A 15,092-nucleotide genomic window follows, 5' to 3' on the forward strand; every position below is an offset into this window, starting at 1 on the left:
GCACCTGTTTGACCGTCAAACAGGTGCGTTTTTCGCAACTTCTAGTTGCGGCTTTCCTTCTCGCGAATGAGGTCGAGCGCGAGCATGCCGCCGAGCAGCGCCACCTTCGCGACCGGCGGCGTCTCTACCGTGAAGCCGAGCACGTAGCGACTGTGCCCCAGGAACCCTGCCGAGAATCCGCCCCACTTGCGACTCGCCTCAGCAACCACCTCGCCGTTCACCTGAAACTGGATGTCGTAGTCCATCAGGCGACCGTGCAGCTCGATGGTGGGGCCGTCGACGACATCGATGTCGATGCGCTTGTGAATCAGCGTGAACCGCTTCAGCACATTCGCGAGCACCTGCCCGTTCGCGTCGAAGATCGTCATGCGCTCGCGGCCGATCGAGAACTGATCCTTCAGTTGCGCGAGCACCGTGCCGTCGAGCTCGGTGATCGTGAGCTCACGGCTGCCCAAGAACATGCGCCCGAGCGTGCTTCCGCCCGTCTCGACCTTGCCGATCGGGTTGCCCTGCTGGTCGAGGATCTCGAAGTTGTTCGAGTTGAAGTTCGTGCGCTGCTGCATCACGAACGTGTTGTGCGAGAGAAGTCCGCCTTGGTGCTGTTCCATGCGTCAAGCATGCACCTGCAGCGGAGCTCAAGCCTGGCAGCACGCTGTGTCTCTGCCGACTCACCAGCCCAGCTACCGCGCCGTGTACCCGCCGTCGACCGCAATCGATGTGCCGGTGACGTACTCGGCTTCCGGTGAGGCAAGGTACGCCACCGCACCTGCCACATCGCCAGGCGTCGCGAGTCGGCTGAGCGGAATGTCGGCCAGCGTCTCTGCCAGGGCCGCGTCAGGATCATCCTGCTCGGCGAGCCAGTCTTCGATCAGCGGAGTGAGCGCCATGCCAGGCGCGACAGCATTCACGCGGATGCGGTGCTCTGCGAGTTCGACAGCGGCGCCCTTCGTGTAGGCGGCAAGGGCGCCCTTTGTCGCCGTGTACGTGGTCAGGGTCGGCACGCCGGAGGTCGCCAGACGCGACAGCATGTTGATGATCGCGCCTCCGCTCCCCTGCCGGATCATCGCGCGCGCAGCAGCCGCTGTCATCGCCATCGGCGCGACCGCGTTGAGTGCGAACACCTCGTGCAGCTCTGACACAGGGTTGTCGACGATGAGCCCAGCATGCCGGCGACCCGCGTTGTTGACGAGCACGTCGAGGCGTCCGAGCCGCTCGGTCACCTCCTGCACGATGCGCTCCGGCTCTTCCGGCTCGGTGACGTCGCCCGCCACGAACAGGGCATCGCCCAGCGCAGCCACGACCTCTGCAGACGGAGCATTGCGCCCGACGACCGCGACGCGCATCCCGTCTGCCTGCAGCCGTTTGGCGATCTCGACCCCGAACCCAGAGGTTCCGCCTGTGACGAGCGCGACGCGAGCCGCCGCGGCGTTCGGTGCTTGTGACTCAGCCAAGGTCGGCCTCCCTGTGGGTGAATGCGCCTCCGGCGATCGTAGCGCGCACCGGAATCGCGCTGATCTCGCCAGCGTCGACGTCGCGAGGATGCGCTCCGAGCACCACGAGATCGGCGAGCTGACCAGGTGCCAGCCGGCCCTTTGCGTGCTGCTGCCCCGTCACCTCGGCAGAGCCGACGGTCGCGGCGTGAACAGCTTCGTCGACCGAGATCCGCTCGTGCTCGCCATAGACCTGCCCCTCTTCGGTGAGTCGCTGCACGAACGACTGGATGCCCAGCAGCGGCGCCCCTGCTGCAACCGGGCGATCCGATGAGAACGCCAGCGGCATGCCGGCATCGAGCTGGCTGCGGGCCCGAATCGAGATCCGGCCGCGGGCCGCTCCGACCGGCGCTCGAATGCCCTCGCCGAAGCTCGGGATGAAGCTCGGCTGCACGACGCACGCAATCTCAAGCGCAGCGAGGCGGTCGAGCTGCTCGGGCCGCACCACCATGCCGTGCTCGACCCGGTTGGGCACGCGAGGCCTGCCGTGCTGCTGCACCGCGGCCTCGATGGCATCGAGCGCGAAGTCGAGCGCCGCGTCGCCGACTGCGTGCAGTGCGAGCGACCAGCCCGCAGCGGCCGCGTCCATGATGCGAGCACGCATGGCATCCGGATCGTCCTGCAGATAGCCGTGATACCCGGGGCAGCCCTCATACTCTTCGCGCATCTGCGCGGTGCGCCCCAGAATCGAGCCGTCCGTGAACACCTTGACCGGACCGAGCTGCAGCCACTCGTCGCCCCAGCCGGTTCGCATGCCCGCCCCGAAGCCGCGGCGCGAAGGCTCGTCATCGTGACCGTCGATCGGGCCGAGTGCGTCCATGACGGGCATGACCTGCATGCGGGTGCTGAGCAGCCCCTTGTCCCGAGCTGACTGGTACGCGGCGAGCTCTGCGGGTGCGTGACCGATCCACCCTCCTGCGACGCCCGCATCCGTCACACTCGTCAGACCCTCGCGTGCATACTGCTCGGTTGCGAGCTGCAGGGCGCGTTCGAGACTCGCGAGCGGATAGGGCAGCAGGATGCGCTGCACGAGTTCCATGGCGCGCTCTTCGAGAACGCCGGTCGGGCGGCCGGTTTCATCAATGCGGATCACGCCGCCTTCGACCTCGGGCACGGCGCGAAGGTCAACGCCGGCAAGTTCGAGCGCTCGGTTGCTCGCCTGGCCGGAGTGGCCCGAGGCGTGCTTGATCCACACCGGACGCCCACCGCTCGCCGTATCAAGCCGATCGGGGTCGGGGTGCGTGCTGCCGAGCAGCACCGGATTGTAGCCAGCGGCGACAACCCATTCGCCGGGTGCCGTCTGCTGCGCCTGCCGTTCGATGGCGGCATAGATGTCGTCGTGCGAGGCCACTGCAGACAGATCGGCCTCGATCAGAGTCGTGCCGAACCAGACGCTGTGGGCGTGCACGTCGTTGAAGCCGGCCAGCACCGGCAGCCCGCCCAGGTCGAGTGTCTCGCGAGCCTGCAGACCGTCGACGTCGGCATCGATCGCGACTATCCTTCCGTGCAGGATCGCCAGCGAACTGGCTTTCGGATGCGCTGCATCTCGAGTGTCGATGCGTGCGTTTCGAACGATCAGGTCGACTTTCATCGTCGGACTCCTTCCGCCACCGTGCTCCATCGAGCGGTTGCGTGGCCAAACATAACATGTATCATCTTGTGCAGGCGAAGGAGACGCCCGGAGCTCCCGCCGTTCCCCTTCCCGGACGGAGCATCATGGCAGCGACGCCAGCATCACCAGCCGATTCCTCGACCAGCGAGGCCAGAAGCAAGGCCGACCTGAAGCGCTTGCGCAGAGTCGCGAGCACATCATTCATGGGCACCGCGATGGAGTGGTACGACTACTTCATCTACGGTCTGCTCGCTGCACTCGTCTTCGACGAGCTCTTCTTCCCGAGCTTCGACCCTGAGGTCGGCACGGTGCTGGCCCTGCTGAGCTTCGGCATCGGCTTCATCGCGCGCCCGGTCGGCGCGATCCTCTTCGGCCACCTGGGCGACCGCATCGGCCGCAAGAACACGCTGATCGTCACACTCCTCGTCATCGGCCTCTCGACAGGCATCATCGGCCTGCTGCCGACGTTCGACACGATCGGATTCGCCGCACCCATCCTGCTCACGACGCTCCGGTTCATCCAGGGCCTCTCGCTGGGCGGCGAATGGAGCGGCGCTGTGCTGCTGGCCGTCGAGCACGCGCCGGCGAAGAAGCGCGCCTTCTACGGCGCCATGCCCCAGTACGGCTCGCCCGCCGGCACGCTCGTCTCTTCGGCAGTCGTCACCCTGGTGACGCTGATGCCAGAAGACCAGCTCATGTCGTGGGGATGGCGCATCCCGTTCCTGCTCTCGTTCGTGTTCCTTGCCGTCGCCCTTTACATGCGACTGCGCGTCGAGGAGTCACCCGTGTTCACCGACGTCGTGCAGACGCAGGTGGCCGAGAAAGCGGCGAAGACCAACCGCAAGCCGCTGCCGGTCATCGAGGTGTTCCGCCACGCTTGGAGGAGCGTGCTGATCGTTGTCATCACCGTGCTGTTCGCCTCGGGAGGCTTCTTCCTGATGACCACCTACGCGGTGAACTTCGGCACTGCAGAGCTCGGCATGGAGCCATGGAAGCTGCTGGTCGCGACCATGGTCGGAGCAGTGCTCGAAGCCATCGGCATCTACATCGGCGCTCGCATGGGCGACCGCTGGGGCGCCGCGAAGACCGTCATCTTCGGTGGTGTCGTAGCACTCGTGCTGGTCATTCCCATCGCGCTCATGCTCGGATCCGGTGTCGAAGTGCTCGTCATCGCAGCGGTCGCTCTCGGAATCGGAGTGCTGGGCATCCCGTACGGACCCCTCGGCACCATGCTCTCTGAGCTGTTCAGCGCACGCTACCGCTACTCGGGCGTTGCCGTCTCGTACAACATCGGCGGACTCATCGGAGGCTTCGTGCCCTCGATCGCAGCCGCGCTCGCCATCGCCCTCAACGGCTCGGTGATCGTGATCCCGCTGCTGCTCGGAGCCATCATGCTGCTCTGCGTGGTCGGCGGACTGCTCGCGGCCCGCGTGCTCGCGAATCAGAAGGAGACGATCGCGGCGTGACGCCCAGCTCCGCCGCGCTGCCGCTCGCTGTGGCAGCGCGGCGGAGCCGTCTCACCAGACCACAGGTACGATCGAGCACGATGATTGAGGAGCAAGCCATGGCAGTGAGTGCAGCAGTGCTCGGCGACTGGTCGGGGATCTCCTCCGAAGTCGGCGGCCTCAAGAGCGACCGGGTGCGAGCGGTGCTCGAGAAGCAGATCCTCAACGGAGAGCTCCCGCCGGGAACCCTCCTGCCGCGCGAACCCGTGCTCTGCGAGGCGCTCGGCGTCAGTCGCACCGTGCTGCGAGACGCTGTGCGCGCACTCGTCGCGCGCGGCCTGCTGACCGTGCGACAGGGCAGCGGCACCATCGTGGCCGAACCGAGCGATGAGGCGTTCGCCACCGCCACAGTCGCACTGCTTGCCCGCTCGGGGCTGACAGTCGGTGATGTCATGGACGCCCGCGTCACCCTCGAGACGATGTTCGTGCGCCTTGCAGCCGTGCACGGCGACGAAGACGACTGGGATGCGCTCTCCAGCTCAGAACGGGCGCTCATCGATGCGATCGGCAAGGGGGACGACGACGCAGCCCACGCTGCGCACGGCGCTTTTCACGCTGCGATTCTTCATGCAACGCACCAGCCCGCGCTCGATCTCATGCTCAAGCCGATGGGCCAGATCGCGCTGCTCACGGGAAGCACCTCGGTGCGACGTGGCTCGATGGAGGACTGGGATCTCGAGGCCCACCGCGCCATTCTCGACGCGCTGCGGTCAGGTGATCCGGACGCTTCGGAGCAGGCGATGCGCAAGCACTTCGACGACCTGGGCGGCAAAGCCGTGTACCGCGAGCTGCTCGACCGGCGATTCGCCGAGGCGTACTTCGACGTTCGGTGAACCCCAAGAGCCCCACGCAGAAGGCCCGCAGCCAGCGACGTGCTGACTGCGGGCCTTCTGGCTCACGGGCGAAGCGCCCGAGCGATCATGAGGGTGCGACTACCGCTGACCCGCGCGCTCGCGGCCGCGTCCGCCACGACGTGACCCGGCATCCGCGCGTCCTGCGCCTCCGCGTGACTGACCGTCACGGCCTCCGCGACCTTCGCCACGGCCCGACTCGCCACGACCTGCGCCGCCGCGTGCGCGACCGCCCTGGCCTGCGCCGCCGCCGTCACGAGCTGCGCGCTTGCGACGCGCGTTGGCGCCCTGCGAACGGCCCTGACCCTGCGGCTGCTTGATCTCATTGCCCGATCCGGGGCCGCCGGGAACCGGCTTCACGTACGGCGCCTCAGCACCGACGAGCGACTCGATCGCGGCCGACTCAGCGGTCACGGTCTGCGGCTGCACGTTGATCTGCGCCTTGCGCAGCAGCGCGAGGGTGTCGCGGCGCTGCGTCGGCAGCATCACGGTTGCAACGTCGCCGGCCGAGCCAGCGCGCGCCGTGCGGCCCGAGCGGTGCAGGTATGCCTTGTGCTCCATGGGCGGGTCGACGTGCACGACCAGCTCGACGTTGTCGACGTGCACTCCGCGAGCGGCGACGTCGGTTGCGACGAGCACACGTGCCGAGCCGTCCGAGAACGCAGCGAGGTTGCGGTCGCGGGCGTTCTGCGACAGGTTTCCGTGCAGGTCGACTGCAGGGATTCCGGATGCGGTGAGCTGCTTCGCGAGCTTCTTCGCCTGGTGCTTGGTGCGAGTGAAGAGGATGCGGCGGCCGACACCCGAGGCGAGGCGGCGGATGAGCTGCGCCTTGCTGTCGGCGTCGACCTCGAAGAGGTGGTGGGTCATCGCGGCCACGGGCGAGTTGACCTCGTCGACCGAGTGCTTGACCTCGTTCTGCAGGAATCGCCGGACCAGCTTGTCAACCCCGTTGTCGAGGGTCGCCGAGAACAGCAGGCGCTGTCCGCCGGTGGGCGTCTTGTTCAGGATGCTCGTCACGACGGGCAGGAAGCCCAGGTCGGCCATGTGGTCGGCCTCGTCGATGACGGTGACCTCGATGGCCTTGAGGTCGGCGACGCCCTGACGCATGAGGTCGTCGAGGCGGCCGGGGCAGGCGACGATGATGTCGACGCCCTCACGGAACGCGGTCTCCTGCGGTCGCTGCGAGACGCCGCCGAAGATCGTCGTGACCTTGAGGCCGGCTGCGTCTGCGAGGGGCTTGATGGTCGCGGTGATCTGCGTTGCGAGCTCACGGGTCGGTGCGAGCACGAGGCCGCCGGGGAGGCGTCCGCCGCGAGCGCCGTCGCTGAGGCGCTGCACGAGCGGGATCGCGAACGCGAGCGTCTTGCCCGAGCCCGTCTTTCCGCGGCCGAGCACGTCGCGGCCTGCGAGCGTGTCAGGAAGGGTGTCTTCCTGAATCGGGAAGGGGTTCTCGCGGTCCATCTCCTTGAGGGCCGTGAGCAGGTTGGAAGCGACGCCGAGATCGGCGAATGACTTGGGTGCAGTGTTCTGCATAGGTGTGTGCTTTCTTAGGTGGGCGCACGCGGGCATGGCCTTTTCAGCACGACGCGTTGGTGGTCGTGGTGAGGCAGCGGTGCGCGATTCGACGAGCGCGGCGGGTGCCGCGGACGTTCGCCGCAAAAAGATCTTCGACGCCCTGAGGCGGAGAGGGGATGCGTTCTACGACGCAGGCGAGCAGCAATTGCTCGCACAGACTTCCAACACTACCACCCTTTCGCTTGTTGCGAGCAACGCACGGGGTTGACGGTCAAACCGGTGCGTTGCTCGCAACGAAAGCAACTGCGGCGGCGAGACCATCCGCGAGCTGCTCGATCGTGAGCGATGTGCCCCCGCCGACCCGCGCATCCGTCTCTGCTCCGACTGTCGCGACACCCTCTGACCGCACCGCCGGAACATGCACGAACGCCGCCGGCACCTCGAGCCCATACGCCAGGTACGCCACGTAGTTGCAGACGAACCGCCCAGCGTCGTCGCTCACGGCAGCCGGCACTCCCGCAGCTTCGATGGCTCCGGCGATCCCCTCGACATCGAGGGTCGCTGCACGCTCGCGAGCGCCGTGCTCGAAGATCGGCTCGCCCGCAGGCTGCAGGCCGGCGTTGTCGGGAATCCGCGCATCCATCTCGTTGACTCCGATGCGCTCAGGAGTCACAGATGCGCGCCCGCCCGCCTCGCCGACGGCCAGCACCGCATCGGGCCGGTAGCGGGCCACAAGCTCGAGCAGCACCGTGCCCGCAGCACCGAAGGCGACCGGCAGCTCACCGGTCACGAGCTGCACTTCGCCGCCCGCCTGCCATCGCTCATCGAGCAGATCGACGGCGCGGATGCTCGCATTCTCGGAGTCGTCGCCGAACGCTTCAAAGCCGGTCACCAGAATTCGCATGGCTCCATTGTCGCAAGGGGCCACGCAGCCCCGCGCACATAATGGCGTGTGAGCGGGGGCTCGAGTGGATAGTCCACTCGAGCCCCCGCTCAGGCCGCATATTGTGCGTCAGCGAACCTCAGCCTTGCTGCCCAGCAGCCAGAACGCCACGGCGCCGATCAGCATCACTCCCGCCAGGAGGCCCATCCACGAGATCCATGCGAGGTTGCCGAACCACGAGAACACCCCCATCACCTGATCGGCAGGAAGCAGGATTCCGATGCCGAACGCCACGACGCCGAGTGCGATCGCGATCGCGGCGAGCCACATGAGACCGGTCTTTCCCCACCGATTCCAGATGCCCGAGATCGTTGCGGTGAGTGTCATGGCGGCCATCACCATGAGGAACACCTGCAGCAGCGTCTGCCACCACGAAGCTGGCCCCGTGTGCACGGTGTCGAACAGGCGAACGCTGAGTCCGAAGCCGGTTGTCGCCTGCTCGATCAGCTTCAGGACCATGACGATCACTGCTGTGCCGGCCGCTACTAGAACGAACATGACGGATGATCCCGCGAGCCATTCGCGCCGCGTGATGCCGAGGCCGAGCGCGAACGACAGGTACTGGGTCATCGTCATGGCTCCGATGCCGAAGCCCATGCCGAGCAGGGCCCAGACGGCGCCGTTCCACTTCATGCCCTCGTAGAGGTCGGCTTCATTGGCGCCCGCGACACGGGCGATGATGCCGATTGCGATGACGATGGCGACCATCGCGGCCAGGATGTAGATCGGAACAAGGAAGGTTCCCTTGCGGTCCACGAAGTGCACATTCAGCACATTCTTGATGCGTTGCATGCTCTCCTCCTTAGGCTTTCTGGCGCGCCTTGCGCGCGGATTCGGTGACTGCGACGAACAGATCCTGCAGCGACGCCCGTGACTTGTCGAGCCGCAGGTCGCTGGCCAACCGGGCGGCGTCCTGCGTGATGGGGCCGCGAACGACGACGGTCGAGAGTCCGCCGATGTCGGTGCGCTCGAGCACCTGCACGCTTCCCGTGAACTGGTCGACTGCCGCACGGGTTCCTGCGAAGGCGAACGCCGCATCCGCCAACTCGTCGACGTCGTGCTGCATCAGCAGCTCGCCGTTGTCGATGACCGTGACGGTCTCGAGCAGCGGAGCGACCTCGTCGATGTGGTGCGAAGAGATCAGGATGGTTCGCGGATGCGCGGCATAGTCAGCCAGCAGGGCGTCGTAGAAGTTCTTGCGAGCGACGGCGTCGAGGCCGAGATAAGGCTCGTCGAAGAACGTCAGGTCGGCCCTGGATGCGATGCCGACGATGATGCCGATGGCACTGAGCTGACCGCGCGAGAGCTTCTTGATCTTGCGCTTCATGGGAAGCTCGAACATCTCGACGAGCTCGTCTGCTCGCTGCTGATCCCACTTCTCGTGCATGCCGGCGGCGATGCTGATCACGTGGCGCGGCTCGAATCCGTCGGGGTATGTCTGCCCCTCCTGGATGAAGCAGGTGCGCTGCATGACTGTCGTGTTCTCGAGCGGGCTCTCGCCGAACACCCGGATGTCTCCGGATGTCGCGAAGAGCTGGCCCGTGAGCAGCTGCATGAGGGTGGTCTTGCCGGCGCCGTTGCGGCCGAGAAGTCCGTGGATGCGGTTCTCGTCGAACGAGACCGTGAGGTCGTTGACTGCCTTGACAGCCTTGTAGTGCTTCGACAGTGCACTGGTTTCGATGACTTGAGTCATGAGAGCTCCTTGTCGATGATGGCGTGCAGTTGGTCTGGGGTGAGTCCGAGCTGCGAGGCTGCTCGCAGCATCGGCTCGACGTATTCGGTGGCGAACGATGCGGTTCGCTCGTGAGCGAGCTGGGCTCGTGCTCCTATTGCGACAAACATTCCGATTCCTCGTCGTTTCACGAGCACTCCCTGTTCGACGAGTCTGGTGAGCCCCTTGCCGGCTGTTGCCGGGTTGATGCGCAGGTGCTGCGCGAGCTCGTTCGTCGACGGGACTGCCGTGTCTTCGGGGTAGGTGCCGTCCAGGATGCCGTCGGCGATCTGGTCAGCGATCTGGATGAACAGCGGCCGACTGTCGTCGATCATGAGGCCTCCCGTGGTCTTGCTGTGGTCTGGGCGGTGATGCGCTGTCTCCGCCGGTTGCCTGCTCAGCGGGGTGCGCATCCGCAATGCAGGTTGTGGGGTTCGTTACTCAACTAATGAACCACACAACCGACCCCAGTGTCAACTGCTGTTGCGAAAAACGCACCGGTTTGACGGTCAAACTGGTGCGTTTTTCGCAACAGCGCCCCCTTCTCCCCCTTGAGGCGGAAGCACAAGTTCAGCCGTCAGGGTGATCCGGCGGCGGATGCGCGGGCGCAGAATTGAGACATGTCCGAACAGCAGATCTTCATCCTGGCAATCACACTCATCCTCTGCGTCACCGTCGCAATCACGACATCGACGTCGTCGAAGAAGACGAACGAGCTCTACCGCGTCCGCATGGCGCGCCGTGCAGCACGCAAGCGCATTGCAGAGCGCAAGCGCGCATCCACTGCATGACCCCACAGGCCCCGCCTGTAGCCAAAGCGCACCTGCTTGACGGTCAAGCAGGAGCGCTTTTCGCAACTTCTTGACACGCGCATCCGTCATGTGTCACTGTATTACTCATCTAATACAGCATGACAAGGAGGCCTCGATGGAGTTCGACAGTTCAGCTCCGATCTGGCGGCAGCTCAAAGACGAGTTCACTCGTCGCATCGCCGTGGGCACATGGGCTCCCGGCGCAAAGCTCCCCGGAGTCCGCGAGCTCGCCGCAGACCTCGGCGTCAACCCCAACACCGCCCAGCGCGCGCTCTCAGAGCTCGAACGCGACGGCCTGTGCAAGTCAGAGCGCACGACCGGCCGCTTCGTCACCGACGACAGCCACGCAATCGACACCGCCCGGGGCGAACTCGCCCAGGCAGCCGCAGACGTATTCATTGCTCGTGCGACCGGTGTCGGCATGCAGCAGTCCCGAGCCATCGCGCTCATCGAACAGAGATGGATGCACCATGACCACGACCCAGAAACTCCGACCCCAACCGTGGAGACCTGACATGAACACTCCCAGCGACCAGACGCCGCCCATTCAGCTCAGCGGCCTCACGCACCGCTACGGCTCGCGCACCGCGATCGACAGCCTCGACCTCGAGCTGCGCCCCGGCCAGATCGTCGGCCTGCTCGGCGAGAACGGCTGCGGCAAGACCACGATGCTCAAGATCATGGCCGGCGTGCTCAGCGGCTACGAGGGCACCGTGAGGATCGGCGGCCACTCCCCCGGACCCGCCTCGAAGGCGATCGTCTCGTTTCTGCCTGATGCGAGCTTCCTGCCCGACGGCGCCCGCGTCAGCTACTGCCTCGATCTCTACGACGACTTCTTCGCAGACTTCGATCGCAAGAAGGCGGCAGACCTGATCAGCTTCTTCGGGCTGCAGCAGAAGATGCGGTTGAAGGCGATGTCGAAGGGGATGCGCGAGAAAGTGCAGATCGCACTGGCAATGTCGCGAGACGCGAAGGTGTACCTGCTCGACGAGCCCATCTCGGGCGTCGACCCGTCGGCCAGGCAGACGATTCTCGACGGCATCCTGCGCAATCTCTCCGAGGACTCGCTGCTGCTCGTGGCGACCCACCTCATCCACGACCTCGAACCCATTCTCGACAGCGTCGTCATGATGCGACACGGCCGAGTCATCCTCCAGGGGCAGGCCGACGACCTGCGCGAGACGCACTCGACCAGCCTCGACCAGATCTTCAGGGAGACGTACCGATGATCACCACACTCCTCAAACACGAATGGATGCGCACCCGCGGTCTCGTGGGCGCAGTCGCCGCAGCCGCCACTCTGGCAGTTGCTGTCGGCACCGGACTCGCATTCACAGAGCTGCCGGTGCTCTCGCAGCTCGGCTCAGCGCTCGCGATCGTCGTGCTGGTTGCGCTGCTGCCACTCGCCCAGATCGCGCTCGCCTTCGACTTCTGGCGCTCAAGCTTCAGACGCACGGGCTACTTCACGCACTCGCTGCCCATTCGGGGCGGCACGATCTTCTGGACGAAGCTGCTCTGGGGCGCGATCGTCACCGTCGGACTGCTGGTGCTCAACGTGCTGCTGGTCGCCCTGTTCTGGGCCGCGTTCGGGCCCGTGCTGGATCTGTCACGCAACTTCTTCGCCGACATCTCGACGGTCTTCGAGCTCATGCCTGCGAGCTTCACGACTGCGATGATTCTGATGGTTGTGCTCTCCGGCTTCGGCTGGCTGGCGCAGCTGTACTTTGCGGCGACGCTTGGCAGCGGGCGGGCACTCGGCCGCTTCGGCATCGGCGGACCGGTGATCGTCTACGTCGCGATGTACATGATCGTGCAGGCCGTGATGTTCGCGGGAATCCTGCTGTTCCCCTTCGGGCTCGAGTTTGTTCCCGGCAACGGCGGCACGATGCTTGACTACAACCTGGTCAACTACAACGTGCTGAACGACATGCTGTCGCCGGAAGCTTCGCAGACCATGCCGCTCGGCTTCCTGCCGGTGCTGCTGGTGGTGCTGCTGGTCAGCGTGATCTGGTCGACGCGAATCTGGAACCGCAAGGTCGCCCTGGCCTAGAACGCAGAAGAGGCGGATGCACACCCACTCGGGTGCGCATCCGCCTCTTCGTGCGCAGGGTCAGTTGTCGGTGTCGGCCCTCTCAGCGGGTTTGCCGTCAACGATCTGCGGTGACCGGCTCGGCGCCGTGAGCGCGGCGCCTGAGACGACCGGCGCATCCGGATACTCGTACGGTGACGGCTCGCCAGCCTTCAGATGCAGCCGGTGCACCGCCTGCTCGAGCTTGGCCACACGTCGTTCGAAGTCCTGCTCGTTCATGAGTGCTCCTGTCTCTGTCGCAATGCTCAGGCCGCAGTGACGGTCAACGCGTCTCCGTCGGCAGCAACATCGACCATCACGGTGTCGCCATCGCGGATCTCGCCGCCGAGCAGCGCACGCGCCAGTCGGTCGTCGATCTCACGCTGCATGAGCCGGCGTAGCGGTCGCGCACCGTAGAGAGGGTCGTAGCCCCGATCGGCAAGCCACGCCTGCGCCTCGTCGCTGACCTCGACGTGCAGGCGTCGCTCGGCGAGCCGCGCATCCAGCCCCTGCAGCTGCACGCCCACAATCGAGCCGAGCTCCTCCTGCGACAGCGCATCGAACACCACGATGTCGTCGAGTCGGTTCACGAACTCGGGCTTGAACGCCTGCCGCACCGCCGCCAGCACACGCTCGTGCGCGTCGTCTTGCGACATGAGCGGGTCGACCAGAAACTGCGACCCCAGGTTCGAGGTCAGAATCAGGATCGTGTTGCGGAAGTCGACCGTGCGACCTTGCCCATCGGTCAGGCGGCCGTCGTCGAGCACCTGCAGCAGCAGGTCGAACACCTCAGGGTGCGCCTTCTCGACCTCGTCGAGCAGAATCACCGAGTACGGGCGGCGTCGAACAGCCTCGGTCAGCTGACCGCCCTGCTCGTAGCCGACGTATCCGGGAGGGGCACCGACAAGTCTCGACACCGAGTGCTTCTCGCCATACTCCGACATGTCGATGCGCACGATCGCCTTCTCGTCGTCGAACAGCAGCTCGGCGAGCGACTTGGCGAGCTCGGTCTTGCCCACGCCGGTGGGGCCGAGGAACAGAAACGACCCCGTCGGCTTGTTCGGGTCGGCAACGCCCGCACGCGACCTGCGCACCGCATCCGACACCGCTTCGACCGCCCGAGTCTGGCCGATCAAGCGCTTGCCGAGCTCAGCCTCGAGTGCGAGCAGCTTCTCGGTCTCGCCCTGCATCAGCCGCCCGACCGGAATCCCCGTCCAGGCCGCAACAACCCCTGCGATGTCGTCGGCAGTCACCTGGTCGCCGACCATGCGCTCATCACCGCCGGCCTCTGACTCTGCCTCTTTCAGCAGCTTCTCGATGCGCGGTATGTCGCCGTAGAGCACGCGCGACGCCTTCTCGAGGTCGCCGTCGCGCTGAGCTCGGTCGGCGCGGATGCGGTGTTCGTCGAGCTCCTCACGCAGTGAGCCGATCTTGTTGAGGGATGCGCGCTCGCTCTCCCAGCGCTGGTTCAGCTCGCTGAGGCGGGCCTCCTGTTCGCTGAGGCGCTCGTCGAGTGCCGCCAGCCGTTCGATCGACGCCTCGTCCTTCTCGCGGGCGAGCGCAAGCCGCTCGAGCTTGAGCCGGTCAACGCTGCGGCGCAGCTCATCGATCTCGAGCGGAGCCGAGTCGATCTCCATGCGCAGACGACTCGCAGCCTCGTCGATCAGGTCGATCGCTTTGTCGGGCAGCTGCCGGGCAGGAATGTACCGGTGCGACAGAGACGCGGATGCGACAAGCGCCGAGTCAGCGATCGTCACCTTGTGATGCGCCTCGTAGCGCTCTTTGAGCCCGCGCAGAATGGCCACGGTGTCTTCGACCGACGGCTCGCCGACATAGACCTGCTGGAAGCGTCGCTCCATCGCAGCGTCTTTCTCGATGAACTCGCGGTACTCGTCGAGCGTCGTGGCACCGATGAGCCGCAGCTCACCGCGCGCGAGCATCGGCTTGAGCATGTTCGAAGCGCCCTGGCTGCCCTCTGCGGCGCCGGCGCCCATGATCATGTGCAGCTCGTCAATGAAGGTGATGATCTCGCCCTCGGCGTCTTTGATCTCGGCCAGCACGTTCTTGATGCGCTCTTCGAAGTCGCCGCGGAACTTGCTGCCCGCAACCATCGCGTTGATGTCGAGCTGCACGATGCGCTTGCCCTTGAGGCTCTCGGGCACATCGCCGGCGACCACGCGCTGCGCGAGGCCCTCGATCACTGCGGTCTTGCCGACGCCGGGCTCACCGATCAGCACCGGGTTGTTCTTGGTGCGACGCGAGAGCACCTGGCTGATGCGCCGGATCTCGCTGTCGCGACCGATGACCGGGTCGAGCCGGCCCGATCGTGCAATCTCAGTCAGGTCGGTGCCGAACTGCTCGAGCGCCGACTGCTGCTCTTCTTCTTGATGCCCCTGCTGAGGCATTCCTCCCATGCGTGCCATATGCAATCCCCCTTGCTTCTCGGCGGTGGCGCAGTCCCCACTGCAATCCACTCATGAAACTTGATTCGATCTGACTCAAGTTTACTACCGCTTTGCGCGTTTCGCCAGCACTGGGGCAAAGAATCTGTCGGAATCGCGGATGTGCGGATTCAGACAAGGCGG

At 65.7% G+C, this 15,092-nt stretch carries 16 protein-coding genes; 6 read left to right on the forward strand and 10 right to left on the reverse strand.

The features are described from left to right. Nucleotides 1–41: 41 nt before the first annotated feature. From CZ674_RS08170 to CZ674_RS08180, 3 genes are all read right to left on the reverse strand, one after another. Nucleotides 42–608: an LURP-one-related/scramblase family protein gene (locus CZ674_RS08170; protein WP_086992022.1), complete on the reverse strand. Its 567-nt coding sequence runs from the start codon at nt 606–608 to the stop codon at nt 42–44. A 72-nt stretch (nt 609–680) separates the two neighbouring features. Then, nucleotides 681–1,451, reverse strand: coding sequence for an SDR family NAD(P)-dependent oxidoreductase (locus CZ674_RS08175; RefSeq protein ID WP_086992023.1), 771 nt, complete (start codon nt 1,449–1,451; stop codon nt 681–683). Further along, nucleotides 1,444–3,081: an amidohydrolase gene (locus CZ674_RS08180; protein ID WP_086992024.1), complete on the reverse strand. Its 1,638-nt coding sequence runs from the start codon at nt 3,079–3,081 to the stop codon at nt 1,444–1,446. Before CZ674_RS08180 ends, CZ674_RS08175 begins: the two co-directional genes overlap by 8 nt. 125 nt (nt 3,082–3,206) lie before the next feature. Between CZ674_RS08180 and CZ674_RS08185 the strand changes: the two genes are divergently transcribed. Together CZ674_RS08185 and CZ674_RS08190 are read left to right on the forward strand one after the other, a co-directional pair. Further along, the gene (locus tag CZ674_RS08185) at nt 3,207–4,568 is read left to right on the forward strand and encodes an MFS transporter (RefSeq protein WP_159456938.1); all 1,362 of its coding nucleotides are present in this window, start codon (nt 3,207–3,209) and stop codon (nt 4,566–4,568) included. A 98-nt stretch (nt 4,569–4,666) separates the two neighbouring features. Further along, entirely contained in the window at nt 4,667–5,440 is a 774-nt protein-coding gene (locus CZ674_RS08190) for a FadR/GntR family transcriptional regulator (protein WP_159456939.1), read from the forward strand. Nucleotides 5,441–5,539: 99 nt separating this feature from the next. Here CZ674_RS08190 and CZ674_RS08195 read toward each other — a convergent pair whose 3' ends face one another. The 5 genes from CZ674_RS08195 to CZ674_RS08215 all read right to left on the reverse strand — a co-directional run bounded on the left by CZ674_RS08195 (nt 5,540) and on the right by CZ674_RS08215 (nt 9,962). Further along, nucleotides 5,540–6,991: a DEAD/DEAH box helicase gene (locus tag CZ674_RS08195; RefSeq protein ID WP_086992027.1), complete on the reverse strand. Its 1,452-nt coding sequence runs from the start codon at nt 6,989–6,991 to the stop codon at nt 5,540–5,542. A gap of 253 nt (nt 6,992–7,244) precedes the next feature. Then, complete coding sequence (locus tag CZ674_RS08200) at nt 7,245–7,877, reverse strand: pyroglutamyl-peptidase I family protein (RefSeq protein ID WP_086992028.1); 633 nt, start codon at nt 7,875–7,877, stop codon at nt 7,245–7,247. Nucleotides 7,878–7,985: 108 nt separating this feature from the next. Then, on the reverse strand, nt 7,986–8,708 hold the full coding sequence (locus CZ674_RS08205; RefSeq protein ID WP_086992029.1) for a hypothetical protein: 723 nt from the start codon (nt 8,706–8,708) through the stop codon (nt 7,986–7,988). A 10-nt stretch (nt 8,709–8,718) separates the two neighbouring features. After that, nucleotides 8,719–9,609, reverse strand: coding sequence for an ABC transporter ATP-binding protein (locus tag CZ674_RS08210; RefSeq protein WP_086992030.1), 891 nt, complete (start codon nt 9,607–9,609; stop codon nt 8,719–8,721). Beyond that, complete coding sequence (locus tag CZ674_RS08215) at nt 9,606–9,962, reverse strand: GntR family transcriptional regulator (RefSeq protein ID WP_086992031.1); 357 nt, start codon at nt 9,960–9,962, stop codon at nt 9,606–9,608. The genes CZ674_RS08210 and CZ674_RS08215 overlap by 4 nt, the downstream gene beginning before the upstream one ends. A gap of 285 nt (nt 9,963–10,247) precedes the next feature. Between CZ674_RS08215 and CZ674_RS14175 the strand changes: the two genes are divergently transcribed. The 4 genes from CZ674_RS14175 to CZ674_RS08230 all read left to right on the forward strand — a co-directional run bounded on the left by CZ674_RS14175 (nt 10,248) and on the right by CZ674_RS08230 (nt 12,489). Then, nucleotides 10,248–10,418 (forward strand): hypothetical protein, encoded by a 171-nt coding sequence (locus CZ674_RS14175; RefSeq protein WP_159456940.1) that lies wholly within the window; start codon nt 10,248–10,250, stop codon nt 10,416–10,418. 136 nt (nt 10,419–10,554) lie between these two features. Continuing rightward, the gene (locus tag CZ674_RS08220; RefSeq protein WP_086992032.1) at nt 10,555–10,953 is read left to right on the forward strand and encodes a GntR family transcriptional regulator; all 399 of its coding nucleotides are present in this window, start codon (nt 10,555–10,557) and stop codon (nt 10,951–10,953) included. 1 nt (nt 10,954) lies between these two features. Next, nucleotides 10,955–11,668: an ABC transporter ATP-binding protein gene (locus CZ674_RS08225; protein WP_086992033.1), complete on the forward strand. Its 714-nt coding sequence runs from the start codon at nt 10,955–10,957 to the stop codon at nt 11,666–11,668. Beyond that, nucleotides 11,665–12,489 carry a hypothetical protein gene (locus CZ674_RS08230; RefSeq protein WP_086992034.1) on the forward strand — a complete coding sequence of 275 codons (825 nt, stop codon included), beginning with the start codon at nt 11,665–11,667 and terminating at the stop codon, nt 12,487–12,489. Before CZ674_RS08225 ends, CZ674_RS08230 begins: the two co-directional genes overlap by 4 nt. Before the next feature lie 60 nt (nt 12,490–12,549). On the opposite strand, the gene CZ674_RS08235 is transcribed toward CZ674_RS08230, so the two are convergent. Together CZ674_RS08235 and CZ674_RS08240 are read right to left on the reverse strand one after the other, a co-directional pair. Next, entirely contained in the window at nt 12,550–12,747 is a 198-nt protein-coding gene (locus CZ674_RS08235; protein WP_086992035.1) for a hypothetical protein, read from the reverse strand. Between the two features lie 26 nt (nt 12,748–12,773). Next, the gene (locus tag CZ674_RS08240; RefSeq protein ID WP_407640221.1) at nt 12,774–14,930 is read right to left on the reverse strand and encodes an ATP-dependent Clp protease ATP-binding subunit; all 2,157 of its coding nucleotides are present in this window, start codon (nt 14,928–14,930) and stop codon (nt 12,774–12,776) included. Nucleotides 14,931–15,092 lie beyond the last annotated feature (162 nt).

Origin of the sequence: Agrococcus casei LMG 22410, from assembly GCF_900163565.1 — a bacterium.
In the GTDB taxonomy this organism is placed as follows: Bacteria; Actinomycetota; Actinomycetes; order Actinomycetales; family Microbacteriaceae; genus Agrococcus; species Agrococcus casei.

Coding starts and splice junctions, on each gene's coding strand:
- CZ674_RS08170 (WP_086992022.1), bottom strand. CDS start 608: ATGGAACAGCACCAAGGCGGACTTCTCTCGCACAACACGTTCGTGATG.
- CZ674_RS08180 (WP_086992024.1), bottom strand. CDS start 3,081: ATGAAAGTCGACCTGATCGTTCGAAACGCACGCATCGACACTCGAGAT.
- CZ674_RS08185 (WP_159456938.1), top strand. CDS start 3,207: ATGGCAGCGACGCCAGCATCACCAGCCGATTCCTCGACCAGCGAGGCC.
- CZ674_RS08190 (WP_159456939.1), top strand. CDS start 4,667: ATGGCAGTGAGTGCAGCAGTGCTCGGCGACTGGTCGGGGATCTCCTCC.
- CZ674_RS08195 (WP_086992027.1), bottom strand. CDS start 6,991: ATGCAGAACACTGCACCCAAGTCATTCGCCGATCTCGGCGTCGCTTCC.
- CZ674_RS08200 (WP_086992028.1), bottom strand. CDS start 7,877: ATGCGAATTCTGGTGACCGGCTTTGAAGCGTTCGGCGACGACTCCGAG.
- CZ674_RS08205 (WP_086992029.1), bottom strand. CDS start 8,708: ATGCAACGCATCAAGAATGTGCTGAATGTGCACTTCGTGGACCGCAAG.
- CZ674_RS08210 (WP_086992030.1), bottom strand. CDS start 9,609: ATGACTCAAGTCATCGAAACCAGTGCACTGTCGAAGCACTACAAGGCT.
- CZ674_RS08215 (WP_086992031.1), bottom strand. CDS start 9,962: ATGATCGACGACAGTCGGCCGCTGTTCATCCAGATCGCTGACCAGATC.
- CZ674_RS14175 (WP_159456940.1), top strand. CDS start 10,248: ATGTCCGAACAGCAGATCTTCATCCTGGCAATCACACTCATCCTCTGC.
- CZ674_RS08220 (WP_086992032.1), top strand. CDS start 10,555: ATGGAGTTCGACAGTTCAGCTCCGATCTGGCGGCAGCTCAAAGACGAG.
- CZ674_RS08225 (WP_086992033.1), top strand. CDS start 10,955: ATGAACACTCCCAGCGACCAGACGCCGCCCATTCAGCTCAGCGGCCTC.
- CZ674_RS08230 (WP_086992034.1), top strand. CDS start 11,665: ATGATCACCACACTCCTCAAACACGAATGGATGCGCACCCGCGGTCTC.
- CZ674_RS08235 (WP_086992035.1), bottom strand. CDS start 12,747: ATGAACGAGCAGGACTTCGAACGACGTGTGGCCAAGCTCGAGCAGGCG.
- CZ674_RS08240 (WP_407640221.1), bottom strand. CDS start 14,930: ATGGCACGCATGGGAGGAATGCCTCAGCAGGGGCATCAAGAAGAAGAG.